Origin of the sequence: Patiriisocius marinus (genome assembly GCF_008974325.1) — a bacterium.
Classification (GTDB): Bacteria; Bacteroidota; Bacteroidia; order Flavobacteriales; family Flavobacteriaceae; genus Patiriisocius; species Patiriisocius marinus.
This window is the reverse complement of the sequence record NZ_BKCG01000002.1, coordinates 170,781-197,143: the sequence shown is the minus strand read 5'-3', so window position 1 is coordinate 197,143 and position 26,363 is coordinate 170,781. Positions and strand designations below refer to the sequence as shown.

The following is a 26,363-nucleotide window of genomic DNA, read 5'->3' as shown; positions in this document are numbered from 1 at the left end:
TAGTTTTGCTCAAAGTAGTACTATGCATCGACTTCTTTATTATATCATATATCCACTTTTATGGCTCATATCGTTGCTGCCAATGTGGTTACTCTACATCAAGAGTGACATTATCTTTTTTATTGCATATTATATTTTAGGCTACCGTAAAAAAGTTGTTAGAGAAAATCTAGAATTAGCATTTCCCCTAAAGAGCAAAGCTGAAATTTTAAGAATTCAAAAAAAGTTCTTTAAACAATTATGCGATATGCTAGTCGAAACTATAAAGAGCATCACTATACCAGAAAAAGAAATTAGAAAGCGTTTTGACGTAAAAAATATCGAAATTTTAACTACACTTTATGCACAAGAAAAAAGTGTCTTACTAATGGCAGGACATTATGGAAACTGGGAATGGAGTGGTATTCTCAACAAAATGATGCAACACCAAGCACATGCCGTTTATAAACCTTTAAGAAATAAACAAATTGATGATGTTGTAAAAAATATTAGAGAACGTTTTGGTGGAATTATAGTTTCTAATAGAGCTGTTGTACCTATGCTTTATCGCAAAATGAAAAAAGGTAATTTAACGTTAACATATATTCTGTCTGACCAAACTCCTAAACAAGGTGCTTACAAACATCGTGATACTTTTATGGGTACTAATGTACCTGTTTTCACAGGAACCGAAGAACTTGCTAAAAAATTAGATTTCGCTTGTCTCTACTTAAAAGTAGAAAAAGTAAAACGCGGCTATTACACAGCTACTTTCGAGACCATTACAAACACACCAAATGACTTTGAAAACTTTGAAATAACTAGGATGTTTTTTGACAAACTAGAATCTCAAATTAGAGACACTCCAGAGTTATATTTATGGTCACACAAACGATGGAAATTACGAGCGTAATACTTCGTTTCTAAAATTCAAACCAAGAATCTGTTAATACACTTGCCGTATTTTCTGTAGCTTGTTTGTGTGTGTAGGTTCCTTTTTCGTAATTATAATCTTCTTTCCATTGCTCACTATTATCTGCAATAGCGATAATACTATCGCATATATATTGAGCCTCTTCTGTTGAAGTTGTAGGATGTATTGATACTCTAACCCAACCTGGCTTTAGAAGTAATTCCCCTCTACCCATCAAGTCAATAATTTCGTCAGATTTTTGTTGATCTATTTCTAATAAATAATGTCCATAAGTTCCTGCACAACTACAACCACCTCTCGACTGAATCCCAAAACGATCATTAAGCATTTGTACTGTTAAATCGTGATGAAGATTTGCAATAGTAAATGAGAAAACTCCTAACCTATCTTTTGTGTCACCTGCAAGTATTGAAATATTATTATGTGGTCCTAACCTACTAAAAAGTATATCAAGCAACTCGTGTTCGCGATCGAGTATATTTTGCACACCCATTTGCTCTTTTAGTTTGATTGCTAATGATGTTCTTATAACCTGTAAAAAACCTGGCGTTCCACCATCTTCACGTTCTTCAATATTATCAATAAATTTGTGAGTACCCCAAGGTGTAGTCCAACTTACAGTCCCTCCCCCTGGACAATCTGGCACTAAATTTTTATATAATTTTTTATTAAAAACTAAAACACCACTTGTTCCTGGACCTCCTAAAAATTTATGAGGAGAAAGAAAAACAGCATCTAAATATGCATCAGGATTTTCTGGATGCATATCAATATCAATGTAAGGTGCGGAACAGGCAAAATCAACAAAACATAAACCGTTTGATTGATGCATTAATGCAGCAACTTCGTGGTAAGGCGTTTTTATTCCTGTTACATTAGAACAACTTGTAATAGACGCTATTTTATATGGATGATCTTTATATTTTTCTAATAATTCTTTAAATTCTTTTAAGCAAAATAGCCCTTCATTATCGCAAGGAATAACCTCAACCTTAGCTATAGTTTCTAACCAAGATGTTTGATTACTATGATGCTCCATATGAGTAACAAATACAACTGGACGAATGGCATCTGGAATTTGAGTAAATTGTTTCAATCCTTCAGGAACTTTTAAACCAAGTATGCGTTGAAACTTGTTAACTACACCTGTCATACCTGAACCACAAGTAATTAAAACATCATCTTCATATGCATTAAGGTGTTTTTTAATAATAGTTCTCGCTTCTTTATAAGCTTTGGTCATTGTAGTACCACTCACTGTTGTCTCAGTATGTGTATTTGCTACAAAAGGACCAAAAAGTTTAAGCATTTTATCTTCAATAGGACTATATAACCTACCACTAGCAGTCCAATCTGAATATATTAAATTTTGAGTACCGTAAGGAGATTCAAACTTTTGATTAATACCCAGAATGTTATTTCTGAAAGGCTCAAAATAGCATTCCAGTTTAGTTTTAGTGAGTTGGTTAGTTAGTCCCATGATTCTTAGTTATTTACAAGCATTATATCTTTATAACAGTATATGTTTATGTTGCTTAAAATATTAAATGCCCGCAATTGCCTTAATTTCAAGGATGATAGCATCGGCCAATGTATCAGCAGCTTCTTGAGTTGCAGCTTCAGTATATATACGTATAATTGGTTCAGTATTAGATTTACGTAAGTGAACCCAATTTTCAGCAAAGTCAATTTTAACACCGTCAATAGTATTTACTTCTTCATTTGCATATTTAGAAGCCATTCCTTTTAAAATTTCATCCACGTTTATCTGTGGCGTCAATTGAATTTTCTTTTTACTCATAAAATAAGGTGAATACGTTTTACGTAATGCACTTACACTCATTTTAACATCAGCTAGATAACTTAAAAACAAAGCGACACCAACAAGGCTATCACGTCCATAATGTAATTCAGGATAAATAATTCCTCCATTTCCTTCACCTCCAATTACTGCATTAGTATCTTTCATCATTTGTACAACATTCACTTCACCTACTGCACTTGCTGTATACGCTCCTCCTCTTTTTCTAGTTATATCGCGTAAAGCTCTGGATGATGACATATTTGAAACTGTATTTCCTGGAGTATGTTGTAATACATAATCTGCAACAGCTACTAATGTATATTCTTCACCAAACATATCTCCATTTTCGTCAACAAAAGCAAGACGATCAACATCAGGATCTACAACAATTCCAAAATCAGCATTTTCATCTTTTACCATTTCCATTAAATCTCCTAAATGCTCTTTCAAAGGTTCAGGGTTGTGTGGAAATTCGCCCGTAGGATTACAATATAATTTTACGGACTGTACACCTAAAGCTTCTAATAACAAAGGAATAGCTATTCCTCCAGTTGAATTAACACCGTCAACAACAACTTTTAAGTTGGCTTTTTCAATAGCTTCTTTATTAACTAAATCTAATTGTAAAATTTCATCAATATGAAGATCGATATAGGCATCGTTTCTGTGTATTTCTCCTAAGTCATCAACTTCAGCAAATTCTAAGTCTGCATTTTCTGCAAGATCAAGAATTTCTTGTCCAGCATCAGCATTTAAAAATTCACCTTTATTATTTAAAAGTTTAAGAGCATTCCATTGTTTTGGATTATGACTTGCTGTTAAAATAATTCCTCCGTCTGCGTGCTCCATCATTACAGCCATCTCAACAGTGGGCGTTGTGGATAAATCTAGATCAATTACATGAATCCCCATTCCAACAAGGGTGTTCATTACAAGTTGCTGCATCATCGAACCACTTATTCTAGCATCACGACCTACTACTACTCTATACTCATCTTTATTTCTTTGTTGCTTAACCCAAGCACCATAGGCTGCTGCATATTTCACCGCATCTATAGGTGTTAAATTATCACCTTGAGTACCACCAATAGTTCCTCTAATTCCTGAAATCGATTTAATTAACGTCATATATTTTTAATCTGAAATTTTAATAATTTAAAAAATACCTCTATCGGTTTCTACAAGCCGCTTCAATAATAGTAACCCATTGAAATGATAGGGTTTAAAGGTGCTGAAGTAAAAATAACACTCCTCAACAACCTTGACAAATATACTTTTTTTAAAGCTAAAATTCTGACTTCAAAATTTGTAATTTTACGAAATGAACTTTCTAGCACACATCTATTTATCTGGCGAAGACGACCAAGTAATTATTGGCAATTTTATTGCTGATGGAATTAAAGGAAAAAAATATTTAAAATTTCCGAAGAAAATACAACAAGGTATTTTACTCCATCGTGCTATTGACAGCTATACTGATGCCCATTATGTAGTACGACAAAGTACTAAACGATTGCATAAAAACTATGGTCACTACAGTGGTGTTATTGTAGACATTTTGTACGATCATTTCCTAGCTAAAAATTGGAATAAATATCATCCACAGCCATTAGAAGAGTTTGTTGACGATTTTTACGAATTATTACACGACAATTACCAAACTTTACCAACACGTATACAACGAATGATGCCTTATATGACTAGTGATAACTGGTTACTAAGCTACGCAACTATCCCAGGAATAAGTAAAATTTTAAAGGGAATGAACGTACGTACAAAAGGGGTTAGTAAAATGAATTTTGCCGTACTTGAATTAGAAGAATTCTATGAAGAATTTGAAGAAGAATTCACCACTTTTTTTGAAGAACTTATCGCATACTCTAAAAACAAACTAGAGACATTACAATGAGAAAATCACTCCTTTTAGTCTGCATTTCACTCTTTTTACTCACAAATTGTAAAGAAACACCTAAAAAATTCGAAAAGGCGAAAACCCCACAAGTAGGTTTAATTGCTGAAAAAGCGATGGTAGTTTCAGCTCGAGAAGAAGCTTCTAAAATAGGAGCTGATATCATGAAAAAAGGAGGCAATGCTTTTGATGCCATGGTTGCTACTGAAATGGCACTCGCTGTTTGTTATCCTTACGCAGGTAATCTAGGTGGTGGTGGTTTTATGGTGTATAGAACCACTTATGGAGAATTAGGCGCATTAGATTACAGAGAAAAAGCCCCTATAAAAGCATCGAGAGATATGTACCTTGATGAAACTGGAACCTATTTACAAGAAAAAAGTAAAGTAGGTGGTCTTGCCGTAGGAGTTCCTGGAACTGTTGCAGGGATTTTTGCAGCGCACGAAAAGTTTGGAACACTACCTATTTACGATATTTTAACTCCAGTTGTTTCTCTAGCTAGAAATGGTTTTAAAATAACAAAAGACCAAGCTATTAGATTTAATAAATATGCTCCTGTTTTTAAAGATGTGAATAAGGAGGAATCTATCTATACAAAAACATATAACGAGGGCGACGTTTTTAAAAACGAAGCACTAGCTAATACTTTACAAGCTTTAATAGATGAAGGCCGAAAAGCTTTTTATGCTGGTGAAATTGGCGAAAAACTAGTGTCTTTCTTAACCAAAAAAGAAAGTATTATTACAATGGCAGATCTAGCTGCATATGAGGCTGAATGGCGTGATCCTGTAATTTTTCAATACAAAAATTTAAAGGTTATTTCTATGTCTCCACCATCAAGCGGCGGTATTTGTTTAGCACAAATTTTAAAAAGTATTGAACCTTACAATTTAAAATCTTTTGGACACAATACTGAAAAATCTATACAAATTATCACCGAAGCAGAACGTAGAGCATACGCAGATAGAAGCCACTTTTTGGGTGATCCAGACTATATCGACATTCCCATTGACACACTAATTAGTAGTTCGTATTTATTAAATAGAATGGCTAGCGTTTCATTTGATAAAGCAACGCCTTCTGAAGAGGTTTCAAACGGCGAACTCTCAGGTTATGAAAGTATGGAAACTACCCATTACTCTATTGTTGATTCCTTCGGAAATGCTATAGCGGTAACCACGACATTAAATGCAGCCTTTGGTTCTAAATTATATGTAAGCGACCTTGGTTTTTTTCTCAATAATGAAATGGACGATTTCAGCGCAAAACCAGGTACACCTAATATGTTTGGCTTAATAGGCGGTGCAGCAAATGCAATTGAACCACAAAAACGAATGCTAAGTTCTATGACGCCAACAATAGTAGAAAAAGATGGTGATTTCTGGATGAGTGTGGGAACTCCCGGAGGATCTACAATCATCACATCGGTTTTACAAACAATTTTAAACGTCTATGAATATGATATGTCTATGCAAGATGCTGTAAACGCTCCTCGTTTTCATCATCAATGGCTACCAGATATTATACAATTTGAACCCAATAGTTTTAATGCCGAAATGCTAAAAAATCTTGAAACCAAAGGCTATACTATTGATGAAATAAATGCTCCAGTAATTGGTAAAGTTGACGGTATATTAAAACTAAAAGACGGTACTTACGAAGGTGGTGCGGACAAACGTGGAGACGACACAGCAATTGGCTATTAACAAACTCATTAGGTAGTTAAACTCAATTATACACACTTAATCGAATTGTTTATTTTTCCCACACTCTTTGTAGGACAAATACTACAAATTGTTTTATGTTTGAACATCTCACTAAAAACTATAGTTCATTTAAGAATTAATTCTTAGGGACTTTAGCAATTTATAGTGTTCATTTCATGAGCAAAAGCAAAACATCTAAAAATCTACACATCATTATTCCAATGATGCTTTCTGGGTTACTATGTTTTGGATTAACATTTTTACTTTGGAAAAAGAGTATTGCTTCAACTGAGTTTGTAATAATGCTCAATTCTTACATCGGTATATTTATTGGCATTAGTGGATTCATAGCATTTTCAATACTTTCTTATTTATTTTTCTCTGTTTTTATTGTTCAAAAAATACGAAATACAAGTTCAGACAAAACACATGGTCTTGTTGAGAAAATGAATATTGTTAGAGAAATTGCCGATACCCTTTTAACTAGTAAGCTATGGCTTCCAGGAGTTAAAGAGTATATTGATGAGGAATATGAAGGTTTAACCTTTTTTGAAGTTAAGGAATACTATAAAGGAAAATCTAAGCTAGCAATTGAGTTTCTTGAAGAAAAACGCAACTATGCAGAAACCGAAATTCTTTATCTAGAGTTAAAGTCACTATTAATGACTGAACCTAGACAGAAAAAAATTCCAACCATAATAACAGTCCCAGAATACTTCAAAAAAGATATCATTGAAAAATGGATTGAACATAAAGTTGGTTCAGGTTTGTGGTATTACTTTGGGTACAAATTCGGCTCCTATAAAAATGCATTAGACATTGAAAATGTTTTTGAAAGACATCAAGATAAAATTATGAATTTAGCAGTTTCATTAGATAAAGAGGCCTTTGAAGACTCATCATTTAATGAAGTTTTTTTCTCTAAACTAGGAGAATATATTAATAAAAATCTACTACCTAAACTACACCAACAAAGTACTGTCACTAAAAGGTTTGTTCCTGGAACACTACAATTCCTATTTACCATATTTGCAGCAATAATTGCTCTTGGAGTAATGCTTCCACTTTTATTTGTTCTTTTTCAATTACCTAGTATTGTTTTACTTTTTAGTATTTCATTTGTAATAAGCATCTTATTTTTCTTCACACTTACGATCTATCCTTTTCTACTCAAGAATATAAATTCCTAGCAATTATTATTTATTAAATTGAGGATGCAATTTCTTTTTAATTCAACCAAAAAGAAAAATTAAAAGTGGTAAAACAAGAACTCACTTGTTTTAAATATGTAAGGCCTTACAATTTGTATTATGAACATAACCAACCCATTTTCTCAATCTGGGTACAAATTGTATTATTATGAAACTATTAAAATACTTAGTCCCAGTACTCTCATTATTACTAGTAACCAGTTGTTTTAACGATGATGAATTTAATGCTGATACCAGCACAAATAACAGTCAAAAAGTGGACCCAGTTATTGCCCAAAACTTTGGTGCAACTATCCAAAGAAACTTTTTAGGCACTGTTGCAGATATTAATGGAAGCCCGTTAGTGAATGTGAAAATAACCATTGGTAATGATGAAGTAAGGACTGATGATAATGGCGTTTTCATTATTAACAACGCGCAAGTTTTTGAACGTTTTGGATATATCAAAGCACAAAAAATAGGTTTTATTGATGCATCGCGCAGCGTGGTTCCTACTGATGGAACAAACCAAGTAAAAATCACCATGCTACCTAAAAATACCACTGCAACTACACAGAGCGGCACCGTTGAAACTATTAGCCTTTCAAACGGTGCAGCGGTTGCACTGCAAGGAGCATACGTTAAAGAAAATGGCGAAGCATATAACGGAACTGTTAAAGTAACCCTCCATCATCTTGACGCGGCAGCACCAGAAACACAAGATCAAATGCCCGGAATGCTCTACGCACAAGATGCTCAGGGACAAGAAAGAGGCTTAGTAACAATGGGAATGTTAGCAGTAGAATTAACAGGGTCCAATGGTGAAGACTTAAACCTAGCCGCAGGAACTACCGCAGAAATTACAGTACCAGTTTCACAGTCCTTATTAGTAAACGCACCTCAAACAATCCCTTTATGGTATTTTAATGAGGAACATGGCTTTTGGGTGGAAGATGGCGAAGCAACTCTGCAAGGAGATAGATATGTGGGTACTGTATCGCATTTTTCGTTTTGGAATTTTGATATACCAGTGGAAAAAATTCTACTGACAGTCAATGTATTTGATGTTCTTAATCAACCATTTGCAGACATTTTTGTAATGATTGGTAGTGAATTCCATGGTTTTCGTTATGCGACAACAAATTCTTTAGGTCAGATACGTGGATTTGTTCCTGCAAATCAGAATTTAACTTATCAAATATTTTTTAATGGATATTGTATTAACGAATCATTACCAATTCAATCGATAGGACCATATACCTCAGACACAGAAATAAATTTGACTGGAATTGAGTTACCAGATGACACAATACTTAGCATAGAAACTATAGAAGGTCAATTTACTGGATGTGAAAACATCCCTATAGTAAATGGCTATGTTCGTATCTATAATAATGGTGTGTTCACTAGTGCAAATGTTGTTGATGGTAATTTTAATACCACAATAATTAGGTGCCTAGATGACGTTAATTTAAACTTTGCTTATCACGGTTATAATTACGACACTGGTCAAACCTCACAAATTTACACAGGTGAATTCACAGACCCTGTTACAATCATTGAAATTACAGAAGCGTGCATTGAGCCGCCGGAGCCAACAGGATATTTCTCAATTGTACTTGAGGACATATCTCAAGGATTTGATTCTAATTTAAATTATGTAACACCAAATCCTAATGGATTCTCCATGTGGACAAAACATTATATTGATGATCATTTAAATATGTATTTAACGCTCCCGTCAAATGAACTAGGAGTATATAACTCAAATGATGAAGGAGTTTTATTCGAATTTTATCTTGATTCAACTCATTTTTTTCATTCAGATTATTTTGAGCACAACATCACATTTAACTTATTAGAGTTTGGTGAAATTGATGAGTTTATTGAAGTAACTTACGCAGGAACCTATGTTGATGAATTTAATGAAACACAGGAAGTAACTGGCACTATGAGTATCATTAGATCCTTTTAATCCCTTCGGAAATAGTAAAAAAACAAACCCTCTGCAGTTTCATTGAACAGAGGGTTTCTATAGGTGATTATTGTTCAATCGAAGTAAGTAAATCTTATAAAAATTCATTTTCGATAATCAACGAAGTGCTAATAATTTATACTTAAATTTTCACTTTTAAATTAACATTTCCGAAGTACCACTCACTATAAAAATTTATCCAGTTTAAGTACCTTTGCACCTTATGTCAAAAAATGAAGATGTTATTGAAGTTTTAGGGGCTCGTGTTCATAATTTAAAGAACATTGATGTAACTATACCTAGAGAAAAACTAGTAGTAATTACAGGGCTTTCTGGCTCTGGAAAATCTTCGCTTGCCTTTGATACCATTTATGCCGAAGGACAACGTAGATATATTGAAACATTTAGCGCTTACGCCCGTCAATTTTTAGGCAACTTAGAGCGCCCAGATGTAGACAAAATTGATGGCCTATCGCCCGTTATTGCCATTGAGCAAAAAACAACAAGCAAAAGCCCGCGTTCTACCGTTGGTACCATTACAGAAATTTACGATTTTCTTCGCCTATTTTATGCACGCGCAAGTGATGCATATAGTTACAACACTGGCAAAAAAATGGTGAGCTATAGCGATGACCAAATTAAATCGCTCATTCTAGAAGATTTTATGGATAAAAAAGTGAGCATCCTTGCTCCAGTTATCCGCTCTAGAAAAGGTCACTATCGCGAACTTTTTGAACAAATTGCAAAACAAGGCTTTCTAAAAGTACGTGTAGATGGTGTAGTAGTAGATATCACTAAAGGGATGAAAGTAGATCGCTATAAAAATCACGATATAGAGATTGTTATCGATAGACTTAAAATTAGTGAAGGCACTGACAACGATAAACGTTTACAGGAATCTATTGTTACAGCAATGTATCACGGTGAAGATGTATTGATGGTACTTGATAACGACTCTAATAAAGCACGTTTTTTTAGTAGATCGTTAATGTGTCCTGAAAGTGGAATTAGTTACCCTAATCCAGAACCTAATAACTTTTCATTTAACTCACCTAAAGGAATGTGTCCTAGCTGTAAAGGTTTAGGGATGTTGCACGAAGTAAATATTAGCAAAGTTGTCCCAGACGACTCATTGTCTATTAAAAATGGAGCATTAGCTCCTCACGGACCACAGAAAAACAATTGGATTTTTAAACAGCTTGAACTTATTGCACAACGTTTTAAGTTTAAATTGACAGACCCATTTTCTAAAATCCCCAAAGATGCTCAGCAAATTATTTTCTACGGAGGAAATGATAAATTTGATGTAGAATCTAAAACCTTAGGCATAACTCGCAATTACAAGATTGATTTTGAAGGTGTTGCAACCTTTATTCAAAACACTTTTGACGCTGGCGAAACAACTTCTTTAAAAAGATGGGCTAAGGAATATATGGACAAAATTAAATGTCCAGAATGTGAAGGAAGTCGCTTGCGTAAAGAATCGTTATACTTTAAAGTTAACGGTAAAAATATTGCAGAACTAGCACAAATGGATGTGGTAGAACTTGCTGCTTGGTTTGAAAATCTTGAAAAAGATCTTTCTGAAACTCAAGTTAAAATAGCAAGCGAAATTATAAAAGAAGTAAAAACTAGACTCCAATTTTTAGTTGATGTTGGGCTTACATACTTAGCTTTAGATAGAAGTTCGAAATCACTTTCGGGTGGAGAAGCACAACGTATAAGGCTTGCCACACAAATAGGCTCGCAACTTGTGGGAGTACTTTACATACTTGATGAGCCTAGTATTGGATTACATCAACGCGACAATGAAAAACTAATACAATCACTTGTAGCACTTCGCGATATAGGTAACTCAGTGATCGTTGTAGAGCACGATAAGGATATGATTGAAGCTGCAGACTACGTAATAGACATAGGTCCAGCTGCAGGTCGTTTTGGTGGTGAAATTGTAAGTGAGGGAACTCCTTCTGAAATTTTAAAACACAAAACACTTACTGCACAATATTTAAATGGTCAAAAGGAAATAGAAATTCCAAAGGAACGAAGAAAAGGAAATGGTGCGTTTTTAGAACTGAAAGGAGCGACAGGAAATAACTTAAAAAATGTTTCTATTAAAATTCCATTAGGAATGATGATAGGAGTTACAGGAGTTTCGGGAAGTGGGAAATCTACTTTAATAAATGAAACCCTCTACCCTATTCTAAATGCTTATTATTTTAACGGTGTTAAAAAACCAATGCCGTATAAATCAATCAAAGGTCTTGACCATATTGACAAAGTAATTGACATTAATCAATCGCCTATTGGGAGAACGCCTCGATCAAATCCTGCAACTTATACAGGAGTATTTTCTGAAATAAGAAGTCTATTTGCTAAAGTTCCCGAAGCATTAATTAGAGGTTATAAACCTGGTCGTTTTAGTTTTAATGTACAAGGCGGTAGATGCGAAACGTGTAAAGGTGGCGGTCTAAGGGTTATTGAAATGAACTTTTTACCAGATGTTTATGTAGAATGTGAAACCTGCCAAGGGAAACGTTTTAACCGCGAAACTCTAGAAATTAGATACAAAGGAAAATCCATTTACGATGTACTTGAAATGACCATCGATGAAGCGTGTGATTTTTTCGAACCAATCCCTAAGATTTTCCGTAAATTGAAAACAATACAAGACGTTGGTTTAGGTTATATTACTTTAGGACAACAATCAACAACCCTTTCTGGTGGAGAGGCGCAACGTATAAAACTAGCAACCGAACTTTCAAAAAGAGACACAGGACAAACTTTTTATATACTCGATGAGCCCACAACAGGACTACACTTTGAGGATATTAGAGTTTTAATGATTGTTTTACAAAAGTTGGTTTCTAAGGGTAATACTGTTTTAATTATAGAACATAACTTAGATGTAATTAAAACGGTTGATTATATAATTGATATTGGTCCCGAAGGAGGGAAAAAAGGAGGTACCGTTATGGCAATAGGAACTCCAGAGCAAATAGTTAAGAAAAATAAAGGGTTTACAGCCCCATTTTTAAAGAAAGAATTAAAGAGTAAATAACTTTAAAGCTAGTAAGTTTACTTCTGAAATATTAAAGCAATTTAGATTATTCAAAAACTTGAAACTTTAGTTACTTATATATAAAACTATATGAAATTTTACACAACACTTCCTAAAGCTTTAAAGCCTTATTTCACTGGCGAATTAGATTTATTCGAAAATGAATATGCTAGTAATAATTTAACAACTGCTTGGAATCACTTAGAACGAGCTCACATTATAGGGCAAAAATATCCTTACGCGCATACACTAGTTCACTGGAAAATGTTGCAGTTTGGGTTTAAGATAAAGAGCAGCAAAGAAATTATTGGGCAAATACCTCGTTTAATTTTTGGAGGGGTTAAATCGTTTGTAGGGAAAATTCCCGTTGGGAATCCTGGAGGAGCCAATGTTCCGCCTTTAAAACCATTTCCTATAGATGCACAATTGCAAGAAATATTTATAAAGACTGGAGTGAATGCTTAATCACAAAATATAAAACCGATGTTATATTTCGGTTAATTAAAAAATACATAGGTCAATGCTTGTAGCAATACCTAAAAAAGATTACATAAATTATGAGAAACGAATTAACACCTAAAAACTGGAATCAAGTAAAAACGAACGACTCATGGGCGATTTTTAAGATCATGGGAGAGTTTGTAAATGGCTACGAAAAAATGAGCCGTATTGGGCCATGTGTTTCCATTTTTGGTTCTGCACGTACAAAACCAGACCACAAATATTATTTACTAGCTGAAAGTATTGCTAAAAAAATAACTGAAAACGGTTATGGAGTTATTACAGGTGGTGGTCCAGGAATTATGGAAGCAGGTAATAAAGGGGCACATCTTGCCGGTGGAACATCTGTAGGTTTGAACATTACACTGCCTTTTGAACAACATGACAACCCATATATTGATAGTGATAAAAGTATTGACTTTGATTACTTTTTTGTTCGTAAAGTAATGTTTGTAAAATACTCTCAAGGATTTGTAGTAATGCCAGGTGGTATGGGAACTCTCGATGAGTTTTTTGAAGCTTTCACATTAATACAAACTCATAAAATTGATAAATTCCCATTAATATTAGTGGGAAGAAAATTCTGGGGCGGATTAATGGAGTGGATTAAAACTACTTTGTTAGAAGAGAATCAGAACATTAGCCCAAAAGATTTAGACCTTGTTCACGTTGTTGATACTGAGGATGAGGTTCTAGAAATTTTAAATAGCTTCTATAATAAGTACAACCACAGCCCTAACTTTTAATCATTATCTCCATTTAATTATGAAATCATTTGTTCTATTATTCCTAGGTTTATGTATGAGTTTTAATGTTTCTGCACAAGAAACAATTAAAACGATGTTCTATAATTTATTAGAATTTCCTGAAGCATCCCCTGGAGGCAGAGGAACAATTCTAAAAAATATTCTCGACACCTACGAGCCAGATATTTTTATGATTTGTGAAGTACAAAACCAAGATGGAGCAGATATCGTTTTAAATGAATCACTTAATAGTGAAGGTCTTGAATATGATGCGGCTCAATTTATAGCTAATGGTTCTGGACCTGCGGAATTACAACAACTAATCTACTGGAAAAGAGACAAATTTACATTGTTAAATACTGAAGTTTTACAAACAACGGTTCGCGATATTAATCACTACACTTTACAACTTAATACTGCAGATGCCGCTGTTGATCCTGTTATTATTGAAGCATATGTAGCTCACTTAAAATCGAGTCAAGGTACTGCAAATCAAAATTTACGATTAAGTATGGTACAGGAATTCACAACAAGTTTAGAAACGTTAGACCCTAATGCATTTGTACTTTTTGCTGGAGATTTTAATGTTTACAGAGCTACTGAAGTTGCATATCAAGAAATACTTGATCCTACAAATAATGTTGTAATGGTAGACCCCATTGATGTTTCAGGAACTTGGAATAATGAATCTTTCCAGGCTGTACATACTCAAAGTACTCGTGTTAGCTCTGGTGGTTTTGGTGCCGGAGCTGGAGGAGGAATGGACGATAGATTCGATTTTATAATGATGTCACAAAATATGCAGACAAATCCTAAACTACGCTACGTACCTGATACATATTTCGCTTATGGAAACAATGGAAACTGTTATAATAATGATGTTAATAGTGCAGATTGTACAGGTTCTTTTAGTCAGGAATTACGTAATAATATTTACAATATGAGTGATCATCTACCTGTTGTTATGACACTAGAAACTAACAAAGAAATAGTACTGGATGTTACTACAAATCAAACAGAGAATGAATTAAGATTAGTAAGAACTATTGTAAATTCTAGACTAGACCTAAAAGTCCCTTCTCATTTATTTACTTCTGAAATTTTAGTTTTTAATACACTTGGTCAAAAAATAACAACTTTAGAATTGAACAATCAATCTCGTCAAGTGTTTGATATTTCAGGAATCGCTGACGGAATTTACTATTTAAAAACAACACAGTCTTCTCCTCAAACCTTAAATTTTGTGAAGACTCATTGATAAAAATAAACTACATATTAACATTATTATTGGTTTGCGCCATAAATTTAAACGCACAACACGATATTACGATTGAGGCTTCCCTCGATCCAGAAAATCATATACTCACAATAGCGCAACAAGTTGCTTTTAAAAACAATACTGAGGTTATTTTAGATACTCTTTATTTTAATGATTGGGCAAATAGCTTTAGTAATAAAAAAACGCCATTAGGCATACGCTTTGCTGAAAATTATGACAGTAAGTTCCATTTTGAAAATGATGCTAAAAGAGGTAGAACTGATATTTTATCTGTAACAGGAAAAAATAATCAAGTACTAAATACAAGTCATGGTACTGCGGTAGATATTTTAAAAGTAGTACCCTCCACTCCACTTAAACCTGGAGACACTTATATTATTAAGTTTAATTATACTGTAAAAGTCGCTGATGATAAATTTACAGGATATGGAGTAGACAATGATGGTAACTATAAATTACGATATTGGTATTTATCACCTGCAGTATATAATAACGGATGGCAAGCTTATAGTAATAAAAATGTAGAAGATCTTTATTTGAACCCTTCAAATTTCAGAATAAAAATTACAGCACCAACTAAATTTATTCCTGCTTCTAATTTAAATGAAGTCCATTATGAAACTCTTAATGGATTTAACACCTTTACTTTTGAAGGAAAAGACAGAGTAAAAGCAACCCTATTTCTATCAGTTGCAAAACGTTTTGAATCAATAATAACTGATAAAGTTGAAGTCGTTACAAATATTTACCAACGAAAAGTAATTCCTGAAAACAGAGCATTATTAACCGATAGAGTAGTTCATTTTCTAGATTCAAAACTTGGGAAATATCCTCACGAAAAAATTATTGTTAGCGATGAAGACAACCGTAACAATCCTGTTTATGGATTAAACCAATTACCAAATTTTTTAAGCCCATTCCCTAATGGTTTTGAATATGATTTGGCACAACTAAAAACGATGAGCAGAGAGTATTTAGAAAATACGCTACTACTCCACCCTCGAAATGACAGCTGGTTAATTGGTGCTATTCAAATTAATTTAATGATTCAATATGTGGATACCTATTATCCTAATATGAAAATTTTAGGAAGCTTAAGTAATTTCTGGATAATAAATTGGGCGCACGTTTCAGACTTAGAGTTTAACGATCAGTATTCATTGCTATATTTAAATATGGCGCGTAACAACATTCATCAATCACTTGCTACTCCTAAGGATTCACTTATTAAGTTTAATAAAAATATTGCGAATAGTTACTACGGCGGAAAAGGGTTAGAATATCTTGACGATTTTTTAACTGACAGCTCCTTAAATCAATCAATTAAAACGTTTTACGAGCGTTATTCATTAAAACCAGTTACTAGTTCAGATTTTAAAAATGTAATTGAAGAAACAAGTGATTTACCTGTAGATTGGTTTTTTAATGACTATGTTAAGGAACGCTCAACTGTAGATTTCAAACTTAAAAAAGTTAAAAAGAAAGGTGATTCACTAGAGTTAAAAATTTTAAATAAGCGCAATACTAAATTGCCTGTATCTATTTACGCTAGCTCAAAAAATGACAGCCTATTATTTAAAAACTGGACCTTACCTATTGATAGTATTGCAATTGTTAGAATTCCTGCTGAAGGTGTTAAAAAAATTGAACTAAATCAGGAAGGACATATTACAGAGTTCAACCGTAGAAACAACACTAAAAGAATTGGTGGTATTTTAAATAGACCTGTTCAATTTAGATTGTTTCAAGATGCGCAAGATCATCGTTATAATCAGTTGTTTTTTATGCCAATTTTTGAATACAATTTATATGATGGTTTTACAACTGGAATGAAATTGTACAACAAAACCCTATTGCCTAAACAAATCCATTATAAATTAGAACCGCAATTTGGTTATCGTTCTAAAAAGATTATTGGAAATGGTAATATTCAATTTACAGACCAAAAAGAACACGGTAAACTAAATGCCATGCGGTATGGTGTTAGTGGAAGTTATTACAGCTACGACGAAAATTTATTTTATCGACGCCTTACGCCATATATAACTTTTGCTTTTAGAAATGAAGATTTGAGAAATAACGAAAAGCAATATATTAATTTACGAAATGTAAATGTGTACCGCGACGAAAACCCAAACGATCCTAATCAGGAACCTAATTATAGTGTTTTTAATGCATCTTACGTTTATAATAACCCTAATTTAATTAACTATTACAGAGGTGTTGTTGATTATCAAATTTCATCAAAATTCAGTAAAATTTCAGCAACATTCGATTACAGAAAGTTATTTGTTAACAACCGTCAATTAAACGTTCGGGCTTTTGCAGGAGTATTTCTCTTTAATGATTCCCGAGAAGGTGAAGACTTTTTCAGTTACTCGTTAGATCGCCCAACCGATTATCTTTTTGACTATACTTATTATGGACGCAGTGAAGATACGGGTATATTTAGCCAGCAATTAATTGTTGCGGAAGGAGGTTTTAAGTCTCAATTAGAGCCATCATTTGCTAATAATTGGATTACAACAGTTAATGCGAGCACTACGATTTGGCGTTGGATTTTAGCCTATGGCGATGTTGGTTTAGTGAACAATACTCAATCCGGAACTAAGGCTGTTTTTGACACTGGAATTAGAGTTAACTTAGTTCAAGATTATTTTGAGTTATATTTCCCTATGTATTCATCATTGGGTTGGGAACCAGGAATGCCTAATTATGATGAAAAAATTAGATTTACCATTACACTTTCCCCTAAAACTCTTTTAGGATTGTTTACTCGTGAGTGGTATTAACTTCCATTGTATAAAGCCGAAATTTTAAAGGCATTAATGTTTCAGAATATACTTTATACATTTAATTCTTAATTATAAGATTGAATTCCCTTGTTTGAAATTCATTAATCTTAATAAAAGTTATTCTTTTTAGCATTTTTCTGAAATTCTCATTCCTCAGGATTTGCAAACCATTTTACAAAATCGTAACATTACAGTATGAAATAATTAACCTGCGATTAATTCGTCATAAAGCGTTATTTCAGAAAAACTATGCATTATTTCGAGGGTTACATTTCTCGCTGTAAAAATCTTGTTTTTCTTTAGAAAACCAATGTAAATATTAGCTGTTATTATGAAAGAACACGACAACTTAAGTGAGATTGATATTGAAAACCAACACATTATAGACAACAAAGACTTGTCCATTTGGGAAGCTTTAATTCCTGTGGTTATTTTAATGGGGCTTTTAGCTTTTAATATCTTTTTCGTTGAAGGGCAAGAATGGTTGGGTGCTTATACAAATCAACTCATTTTACTAATGGGTGGTGGTGTTGCTGCAATAGTTGGTTTTTATAATAAAGTTGGCGTAAGCACTATGGTTGCTGAAGTTTGGGAGAACCTAAAAAGTATTTTTATTCCAGTAATGATTTTACTTCTTGTAGGCGCGCTCGCAGGAACTTGGCTCGTTAGTGGTATTATTCCGGCAATGGTATATTATGGCTTACAAGTATTAAGTCCTGAAATTTTCCTTCCTGCATCAGTTATTATTGCTGCAATAATTTCAATAGCAACAGGAAGCTCTTGGACAACATCAGCTACAGTAGGTATTGCTTTAGTTGGAATTGGAACTGCTTTAGGTATCAATCCGGGTATGATTGCAGGAGCGGTTATTTCTGGCGCTTATTTTGGAGATAAAATGTCGCCATTAAGTGATACTACTAACCTTGCGCCTGCAATGGCAGGAACAGATTTATTTACGCACATACGTTATATGGCATTAACCACAGTACCAACAATTGTTATTACTTTAATTGTATTCGGTATTATAAGTGCAAATATTGAAACTACAGGTGATGCAGATATAACAGGTTTATTAGCAACGATTGACCATACATTTAATATTACACCTTGGCTTTTTGCTGTACCACTAATTGTAATTGCTTTAATTGTAACTAAAACAAAACCACTAGTTGCTTTGGCGGCTGGTGTTATTGCAGCAGCAGTTTTCTCTTTCATATTTCAACCAGAAATTTTAGCTGGAATTGCAGACTCAAAACTAAGTGCGATTGTGAAAGCCATTTTCACTGATACAGCAATTACAACTGAAAATGAAAAACTAAACGATTTGTTTAGTGCTGGTGGTATGATTGGTATGCTATGGACTATACTTTTAATTATCTGTGCGATGGTTTTTGGTGGAATTATGGATGGTATTGGTGCCTTAGCAAAAATTACAAAAGCGCTACTAACAATGGCTTCGTCAGTTTTTGGTCTCTTTGCCACTACTGTAATTAGTTGTTTAGGGTTAAACACTATTGCAAGTGACCAATACTTGGCAATTGTTATTCCTGGAAAAATGTTTAAAAAAGCATACGAAGACAAGGGCTTAGCTCCTGAAAACCTTTCAAGAACTTTAGAAGATTCTGGTACAGTTACATCTGTACTAATACCTTGGAATACTTGTGGAGCGTATCAAAGTGGCGTGCTTGGTGTAGGCGTTGCCGAATATTTTTTATACGCAATTTTCAATTGGCTTAGCCCGTTTATGACACTACTATTTGCAGCACTAAATCTAAAAATAAAAATGTTACGAAATAAAGAAATCGCAACAAACTAAACTATAATCTAATGGCAAACATAACTTTAGGAGGAAATCCAGTAACAACAAATGGAGAACTTCCACAAAACAATACAACCGCACCAGAATTTGAATTAAGTGCAGCAGATTTATCTATAAAACACTTAAAAGATTACAAAGGGTTTAGAAAAATTTTAAACATATTCCCAAGTGTTGACACCGGAGTTTGTGCGGCATCAGCAAGAAAATTTAATACTGAAGCTGCTGCTTTAGACAATACTAAAGTACTTTGTATTTCTAGAGACTTACCCTTTGCACAAGCACGTTTTTGTGCTGCTGAAGGTCTTGAAAATGTTGAAATGCTAAGTGATTTTAAAAATGGTAATTTTGGTTCAACCTACGGACTAATGATTAACGATGGTCCTTTTGCAGACTTGCACTCACGCGTTGTAATAGTACTTGATGAAAAGGACAAAATTATTTACGAGGAACAAGTTCCTGAAATAGGACAAGAACCAGATTATGAAACTGCATTAAACGCTTTAAAATAATGCGGAATTCATTTATTGGCAAACGACTAATGGGTTGTAAATATGCAAGCATTGGTGCTTGGAAACTCATTAAAAACGAAGCTAGTATACAGGTTCAAATAATTATAGCAATAGGTATTACCATTGCTGGATTTGTGTTTGATATTTCAAGTACTGAATGGGTTTTCCAAATTTTAGCTATTTCAATAGTTATGGCTGCTGAAGGTTTAAACACTGCTGTTGAAGAAATAGCAAATTTTGTACACCCTGAATATCACAGTAAAATAGGATACATAAAAGATGTTGCCGCAGGAGCTGTTTTTTTCGCTGCAATAGGAGCTGTTATTATAGCTTGCATTATATATATCCCTAAATTTTAAAAAAACACCCACATTAAAAAAAGCCATACTATTTAAATAGTATGGCTTTTTTATTTTATGAAATTATATAGTGTACTATATCTCGTAAACTCTTACTTTCTTTTTCTTCAATCGTACATTATTCACTTTAGGAATTAATTCTGAAAGCACTTTAGTTTTAACCGATATAAATGCACAGTCTACTTTTAATTCAATAATACCTATTTCATCTTTAGAAAGATTTCCTTGCTTAAAAAACAAACCTGCAATATCTCCTTTAGAGATTTTATCTTTTCTTCCACCAGATATAAATAATGTACTCCACGGTGAAGGTTTTGGTAATCTTGCCTTTTCTAATTTTTGAATGGGTAGGTTCCCAATAAAATCTGGCAATTGCTCCTTAGCGCCTTTTAAAACATAAGCACTTCCGTTACTATTCATACGTGCTGTACGTCCATTACGGTGTGTAAATTCCTCTGCTTTAAACGGTAAATGATAATGTACAATAAAGTCAATTTCTGGAACATCAATACCTCTTGCTGCAAGATCTGTGGAAAGCAACAACTGGTGTGTACCGTTTCTAAATTTTAACAAGGCTCTTTCACGTTCTTTTTGCTCTAAACCTCCTTGAAAAATTCCATGAGATATTTTATGTACGGTTAAGTAATCACTCACACGCTGAATAGAATCTTTAAAATTACAGAATACAATTCCGTTTTTAGAACCGCAATGTGCTATTAAATCTACTAAAGTATCTAATTTATCATTAGAAGCAGATTCAACTATTTTTAAATCTAAACTATTAATAGCATCAGCTAAATAATCAATTGTCACAGGATTTACTAATCCTACAAACTTCGGAATTTCAACTCCTTGCGTAGCTGAAGTTAAAATCCTTTTTTCAATATTTGGCAAAAGCATTATTATTTCGCTCATTTCGGCTTCAAAACCTACTTCTAGCGATTTATCAAACTCATCCAGCACTAACGTTTTAAGATACTCTGTTGAAAACTCTTCACGTCTTAAATGATCTGCAATACGCCCTGGAGTTCCCACTAAAACTGCTGGCCTGTGATTAATTTCAATTCTATCCTTAGATGCAGACCGGCCACCATACACAGCATTTACTTTGTATCCAGAACCCATTTCTCTAAAAACCTGCTCAATTTGTATTGCTAACTCACGTGAAGGAACAATAATAATTGTTTGGATTTCTTGAATTTCTACATCAAGCTCATTAATAAGTGGCAATAAAAAAGCTAGCGTTTTCCCAGTACCTGTTGGTGATAATAAAATAACCTCATTACTGGCGTGGATTGCTAATTTAGCTTCCTCCTGCATCGGGTTTAATCTTTCAATTCCAAGCTTAGATAAAATTCCTGCTTGATTTTTTTTATTTGTAATCATCTTGCAAAGATACTCTGTTGTAATTCGGAATTTGAATTTAGCCGAAATATTCTTATCATTAATCATTATTATTACGCTACAAGTTCGTTAAAAACTTGCCAATTCGTTCCCTACATATAGCCAATGCCTTTTAATACTTTTATTTAAAATTAGTACCTTACTCAATGAAAACCATTTACCCATGTCCTCTAATATAAAAGTTGATAACTTCATTAAAAAACAAGAAAAGTGGCAAGCAGAAATGATAGCCATTCGTAAAGTATTTAACAGCACCGAACTTACAGAAGACCTAAAATGGGGTGCTCCTATTTATACATTTCAAAATAAAAATATTGTTGGGATGGTGGGATTTAAAAAACATTTAGGCATTTGGTTTCATCAAGGTGTATTTTTAAAAGACCCATACAACAAACTAGTTTTAGCCGAAAAAAGTACCGCTAAAGCGCTTCGTCATTGGAAAATACTAGAAGGAGAAACTATTAATTACAATGTATTGAAAGCGTATGTACTTGAAGCTATTGAAAATCAAAAAGCGGGTATAGAGCTAAAACCTAAAAAGAAAGAAGCCGTAAATTCATCTTATTTAAATAATGAATTATTGAAAAATTCAGCTTTATCAACCGCATTTAAATTATTAAGTCCGGGAAAACGAAATGAGTACATGGAACATATACTCATGGCTAAACAAGAAGCTACAAAACTACGTAGAATAAAAAAAATCATTCCATTAATACTTGACGGAAAAGGACTTAACGACAAATACAAAAATTGCTAATGAGCTTTAAGTTTACTCGCTACACAGGAAGACAATTAAAGTTTTACGCAAGAAGAGCCATCTGGATATTTATATCTTGGGTGACAATTTCAAACATTATGTTTTTCTATGACTACTACACACTTTATGCTAATAAGGTACTTACTAGTGCATACGATTTTAAACAAGCATTTGTAGCTAACTTGATAGTTTGTGTAATGGCAGGCCTCATAGGAGGTATAATTACCGTTAATTTAATGGAACAATGGCTACGAAAATATGTTTTTCCGAGAGCTTTATTACAAATTATTGTCGCTTATACCGTTGCAGCATTAGTAATTAGTTTTGCTGGAGCTTTATACTATTACAGTGAAGAACTTGGAGTAAGTATACTCAACTATGAAGTGTTAGAGCAAATAGGTCCGTTTTTTACTGAATGGATTTTTATAAAAAACTTCTTTTTGTGGCTTATTATAGTGGTTGTTACATTAATTATTTTAATGGTAAATGATAAATATGGGCCAGGAGTATTCCCAGATTATTTGATGGGAAGATACTTTAGACCTAAACAAGAACGCCGTATTTTTATGTTTGCTGATATTAAAAATGCCACTAGCATAGCCGAAATATTAGAGGAAGAAAAATACTTCAATTTTTTGAAAGATTTTTTTAGAGACATTGCTCCTGCTATTGTACAAACCCGAGGAGAAGTGTACCAGTATGTAGGTGATGAAGTTGTAATTTCTTGGAAAATGAAACAGGGATTAAAATCTGGAAACGCGATACAATGTTATTACAGTATGCGTAAAATTATCAATCAGAAAAAACAACGATATATAGATCGATACGGTTTTTATCCTAAGTTTAAAGTAGGATATCACTACGGAAATGTGATGGTAGGTGAAATAGGCCAAATTAAACGCGAAATTGTTTTCTCTGGAGATGTTTTAAACACAGCTTCGCGAATACAAGCACTTTGTAATGAACTTGAAGTAGGAATACTTGCCTCTAAAGAATTTGCAGATTTACAAATAAAACTTCCTTCAGGAGTTAAACGTATTGATTTAGGTACAGAAAAACTACGAGGAAAAGCTGATGAGATGAAATTAGTTACCTACCAAAGAAATACAAAAAGAGAAGGTACTACCCTTTAAAAAATTCGGCTTTTAAAATACAATACTGATAATAAACAATATGTAATTCATTAAAATTTCAACGTATGAAAACAGATATGTACACTAAAACAATTTTGACAATAATAGCAATTGCACTTACTTTAACAGTTTTACAAAATTATCAATTACTTCCAAGTGCTTATGCAAATGGCAATGAAAAGGAACGTATTTCTCGAAGTAATATTTCAGAAGAAATTACAGATTTAGATAATTATAGGCTTGTAAAAATTAGTGATGTAAACACCATGGATGTTCGTATTGTAGATATTAGCACGTATGATGAGCTCAATGTAAACATTAAAAGTATAGATAGTTATGACGAGCTTAAAGTAAACCTAAAAAGTATTGAAACTAATGATAATCTTGATATCAATATTGACGAAGTAGGCGGTCAAAGTATCTATTCTGGAAATGCAATTCCAGTAAAAATTGAACAATAATAAAAATGTTGTAACAATATTATAAATTGGGCTACTAATGCCATAGCTAACATCAACAAACCTTGAATAAAGAACTCGAACATAGTTTTGTGACTCAACTTGAGGAAAACCAAAACATTGTACATAAAATTTGTCGTTTATACACAAACGACAGCGATGCGCACAATGATTTGTTTCAGGAAATCACAATTCAGTTATGGCGTGCATTTCCTAAATTTAGAGGTGACTCTAAGTTTAGTACTTGGATGTATCGTGTTGCTCTAAATACAGCAATAACGCTTTATAGAAAAAGCAAGCGACGTGTTAAAACACAGGATTTTGAAGGGGTTAGTTTTAAAATTTCGGCAGAAGCTTATGACGATACCGTTGAGGAACAACTAAAGTTAATGTACTCAGCTGTAAAAGGATTAAATGATGTAGACAAAGCACTTGTCTTTCTCTATTTAGAGGATAAAAATTACCGCGAAATTTCAGAAACATTGGGTATTAGCGAAGTAAATGCGAGAGTTAAAATGAACCGCATTAAAGGAAAATTAAGAAAAATACTTAATCCGTAATACTATGGATGAATTAGAATTATTAAAAGCTAAATGGCAAGAACGCGAACAGGAGTTCCCTGCTGTGTCATACAAGGATATTTATAAAATGATCCTTAAAAAATCGTCTTCTATTGTGAAGTGGATTTTTGTAATAAGTATTGCCGAAATATTATTTTGGATTGTACTTGGATTATTAACGCCTGAAACAAATAAAGCACTTATACAAAACATAGGACTACAAAGTATTTTGAATGTAATTTATATTTTCCACTATGTTATTATTGCCGTATTCTTAGTACTATTTTATCTGAATTGGAAAAACATTCAAGTAACAGACACTGTAAAAACATTGATGCGCAATATTTTAAAAACTAGAAAAACCGTAAAGTATTTTGTAATTTATAATGTTGCAGGAACTGCATTAGTCCTCATTTTTGTAAACCTATACTTTTATGCTAATAAGGAAGAATTATACTCACTAATCTCTAAAGGGAATGAAGGCTATGCTGCTTTACCACCAGAGAATTTTTTCCCAGTATTATTTGTGTCATTTTTAGTAGTTGGCATAGTACTTATTGCTTTTATTTTAGTTCTATATCGTATTATATATGGGATTCTATTAAAACGACTTAAATACAATTACACAGAGCTTGAAAAAATGGAAGAGTAAGCATATAAATTTTTTAAATGCTATATATGTTTTGGAAAACATTCCTACACCTTGTAATAATTATTCTGTTAACCATTGTCACACAAGTTGGTGGAATTATCTACTTAATTACAATACTTTTTATAGGTAAAAAAAAATCTAAAAAACAAATTAAAAGGCTAAGTGTTTTTACAGCGCTATATTTAACTGCTACATTTTTAATTATCCCTAATATCGCACCCTTTTTTGGACGCGAAAAAATAAAGGAAACACAACATCTAAAAGCGCATTCTTTATTTTACAAACTGGCAAATAGAAATTACGTTAAACCAGCTTTAAATAAAAGTTTAAATGAAATTTCAATTGCTTTCGAAAAACAACAAAATGGAATACAGTTAGTCTATCTTGATGCAAATTTTCCGTTTATTGACAAATTTCCACTACTCCCACATTTAAGCCATAACGATGGTAAGAAAATAGATGTATCTCTAATATACGAAAAGCAAAATGGAGAGGGTACTAATATGAAAAAATCGATTAGTGGATATGGCGTTTTTGAAACACCAAAAAAAACAGAAACAAATCAAAATAATATTTGCAAGAGCAAAGGATATTGGCAATACGATTTTCCAAAATATCTAACTCTTGGTACAGTTAATAGTACTCTTAAACTTTCAGAAAAAGGAACTAGCAAACTAGCTAGAGAAATATTAAAACATAAAAATATTGGTAAGGTATTTATAGAACCACATTTAAAAAACAGACTGCGATTAACAAATAATAAAGTGAGATTTCACGGTTGCCAAGCTGTAAGACACGATGATCACATACATTTTCAATTGAACTAACTTAAT

General features: G+C 33.1%; 22 protein-coding genes. 19 read left to right on the top strand and 3 right to left on the bottom strand.

The window, feature by feature from the left end:
- Positions 1-22 precede the first annotated feature (22 nt).
- Positions 23-892, top strand: coding sequence for a lysophospholipid acyltransferase family protein (locus GBH57_RS05895; protein WP_235904651.1), 870 nt, complete (start codon positions 23-25; stop codon positions 890-892).
- Between the two features lie 10 nt (positions 893-902).
- Here the strand turns inward: GBH57_RS05895 and GBH57_RS05890 are convergent, their stop codons facing one another.
- Together GBH57_RS05890 and glmM are read right to left on the bottom strand one after the other, a co-directional pair.
- Positions 903-2,393 carry an aminotransferase class V-fold PLP-dependent enzyme gene (locus tag GBH57_RS05890; protein WP_151673153.1) on the bottom strand — a complete coding sequence of 497 codons (1,491 nt, stop codon included), beginning with the start codon at positions 2,391-2,393 and terminating at the stop codon, positions 903-905.
- 63 nt (positions 2,394-2,456) lie between these two features.
- Positions 2,457-3,845, bottom strand: a complete 1,389-nt coding sequence (gene glmM / locus GBH57_RS05885; RefSeq protein ID WP_151673152.1) for a phosphoglucosamine mutase — start codon at positions 3,843-3,845, stop codon at positions 2,457-2,459.
- Between the two features lie 193 nt (positions 3,846-4,038).
- On the opposite strand from glmM, the gene GBH57_RS05880 reads away from it, so the two are divergent.
- The 12 genes from GBH57_RS05880 (at position 4,039) to GBH57_RS05825 (ending at position 20,566) form a co-directional block, all read left to right on the top strand.
- Positions 4,039-4,626, top strand: coding sequence for an acyl carrier protein phosphodiesterase (locus GBH57_RS05880; protein ID WP_151673151.1), 588 nt, complete (start codon positions 4,039-4,041; stop codon positions 4,624-4,626).
- Complete coding sequence (ggt, locus tag GBH57_RS05875) at positions 4,623-6,332, top strand: gamma-glutamyltransferase (protein WP_151673150.1); 1,710 nt, start codon at positions 4,623-4,625, stop codon at positions 6,330-6,332. Before GBH57_RS05880 ends, ggt begins: the two co-directional genes overlap by 4 nt.
- A 176-nt stretch (positions 6,333-6,508) precedes the next feature.
- Entirely contained in the window at positions 6,509-7,522 is a 1,014-nt protein-coding gene (locus tag GBH57_RS05870; RefSeq protein WP_151673149.1) for a hypothetical protein, read from the top strand.
- Positions 7,523-7,691: 169 nt separating this feature from the next.
- Positions 7,692-9,497, top strand: coding sequence for a carboxypeptidase-like regulatory domain-containing protein (locus GBH57_RS05865; RefSeq protein ID WP_151673148.1), 1,806 nt, complete (start codon positions 7,692-7,694; stop codon positions 9,495-9,497).
- 223 nt (positions 9,498-9,720) lie between these two features.
- The gene (gene uvrA, locus GBH57_RS05860; protein ID WP_151673147.1) at positions 9,721-12,558 is read left to right on the top strand and encodes an excinuclease ABC subunit UvrA; all 2,838 of its coding nucleotides are present in this window, start codon (positions 9,721-9,723) and stop codon (positions 12,556-12,558) included.
- Between the two features lie 90 nt (positions 12,559-12,648).
- Entirely contained in the window at positions 12,649-13,023 is a 375-nt protein-coding gene (locus GBH57_RS05855) for a DUF3703 domain-containing protein (RefSeq protein ID WP_151673146.1), read from the top strand.
- A gap of 92 nt (positions 13,024-13,115) precedes the next feature.
- The gene (locus GBH57_RS05850) at positions 13,116-13,805 is read left to right on the top strand and encodes an LOG family protein (protein ID WP_151673145.1); all 690 of its coding nucleotides are present in this window, start codon (positions 13,116-13,118) and stop codon (positions 13,803-13,805) included.
- Between the two features lie 19 nt (positions 13,806-13,824).
- Positions 13,825-15,063 (top strand): T9SS type A sorting domain-containing protein, encoded by a 1,239-nt coding sequence (locus tag GBH57_RS05845; protein ID WP_151673144.1) that lies wholly within the window; start codon positions 13,825-13,827, stop codon positions 15,061-15,063.
- A complete protein-coding gene (locus tag GBH57_RS05840) occupies positions 15,060-17,876 on the top strand; it encodes a gluzincin family metallopeptidase (RefSeq protein ID WP_151673143.1) in 2,817 nt (938 codons plus the stop codon). Before GBH57_RS05845 ends, GBH57_RS05840 begins: the two co-directional genes overlap by 4 nt.
- Positions 17,877-18,210: 334 nt before the next feature.
- Positions 18,211-19,695: a Na+/H+ antiporter NhaC gene (nhaC, locus tag GBH57_RS05835; RefSeq protein WP_151673142.1), complete on the top strand. Its 1,485-nt coding sequence runs from the start codon at positions 18,211-18,213 to the stop codon at positions 19,693-19,695.
- 11 nt (positions 19,696-19,706) lie between these two features.
- Positions 19,707-20,207, top strand: coding sequence for a thiol peroxidase (gene tpx / locus GBH57_RS05830; protein ID WP_151673141.1), 501 nt, complete (start codon positions 19,707-19,709; stop codon positions 20,205-20,207).
- Positions 20,207-20,566 (top strand): diacylglycerol kinase, encoded by a 360-nt coding sequence (locus tag GBH57_RS05825; protein ID WP_151673140.1) that lies wholly within the window; start codon positions 20,207-20,209, stop codon positions 20,564-20,566. The genes tpx and GBH57_RS05825 overlap by 1 nt, the downstream gene beginning before the upstream one ends.
- A gap of 75 nt (positions 20,567-20,641) precedes the next feature.
- Here GBH57_RS05825 and GBH57_RS05820 read toward each other — a convergent pair whose 3' ends face one another.
- Complete coding sequence (locus GBH57_RS05820; protein WP_151673139.1) at positions 20,642-21,952, bottom strand: DEAD/DEAH box helicase; 1,311 nt, start codon at positions 21,950-21,952, stop codon at positions 20,642-20,644.
- A 181-nt stretch (positions 21,953-22,133) separates the two neighbouring features.
- Here GBH57_RS05820 and GBH57_RS05815 point away from each other — a divergent pair, with 181 nt between their 5' ends.
- The 6 genes from GBH57_RS05815 to GBH57_RS05790 all read left to right on the top strand — a co-directional run bounded on the left by GBH57_RS05815 (position 22,134) and on the right by GBH57_RS05790 (position 26,357).
- Positions 22,134-22,727, top strand: coding sequence for a YdeI/OmpD-associated family protein (locus tag GBH57_RS05815; protein ID WP_151673138.1), 594 nt, complete (start codon positions 22,134-22,136; stop codon positions 22,725-22,727).
- On the top strand, positions 22,727-23,860 hold the full coding sequence (locus tag GBH57_RS05810; RefSeq protein WP_151673137.1) for an adenylate/guanylate cyclase domain-containing protein: 1,134 nt from the start codon (positions 22,727-22,729) through the stop codon (positions 23,858-23,860). The genes GBH57_RS05815 and GBH57_RS05810 overlap by 1 nt, the downstream gene beginning before the upstream one ends.
- A gap of 65 nt (positions 23,861-23,925) precedes the next feature.
- Positions 23,926-24,321 (top strand): hypothetical protein, encoded by a 396-nt coding sequence (locus tag GBH57_RS05805; protein ID WP_151673136.1) that lies wholly within the window; start codon positions 23,926-23,928, stop codon positions 24,319-24,321.
- Between the two features lie 62 nt (positions 24,322-24,383).
- A complete protein-coding gene (locus GBH57_RS05800; protein ID WP_151673135.1) occupies positions 24,384-24,878 on the top strand; it encodes an RNA polymerase sigma factor in 495 nt (164 codons plus the stop codon).
- Positions 24,879-24,882: 4 nt separating this feature from the next.
- Positions 24,883-25,530, top strand: coding sequence for a DUF8845 family protein (locus GBH57_RS05795; protein WP_151673134.1), 648 nt, complete (start codon positions 24,883-24,885; stop codon positions 25,528-25,530).
- A gap of 26 nt (positions 25,531-25,556) precedes the next feature.
- Complete coding sequence (locus GBH57_RS05790) at positions 25,557-26,357, top strand: hypothetical protein (protein ID WP_151673133.1); 801 nt, start codon at positions 25,557-25,559, stop codon at positions 26,355-26,357.
- Positions 26,358-26,363: the final 6 nt, after the last annotated feature.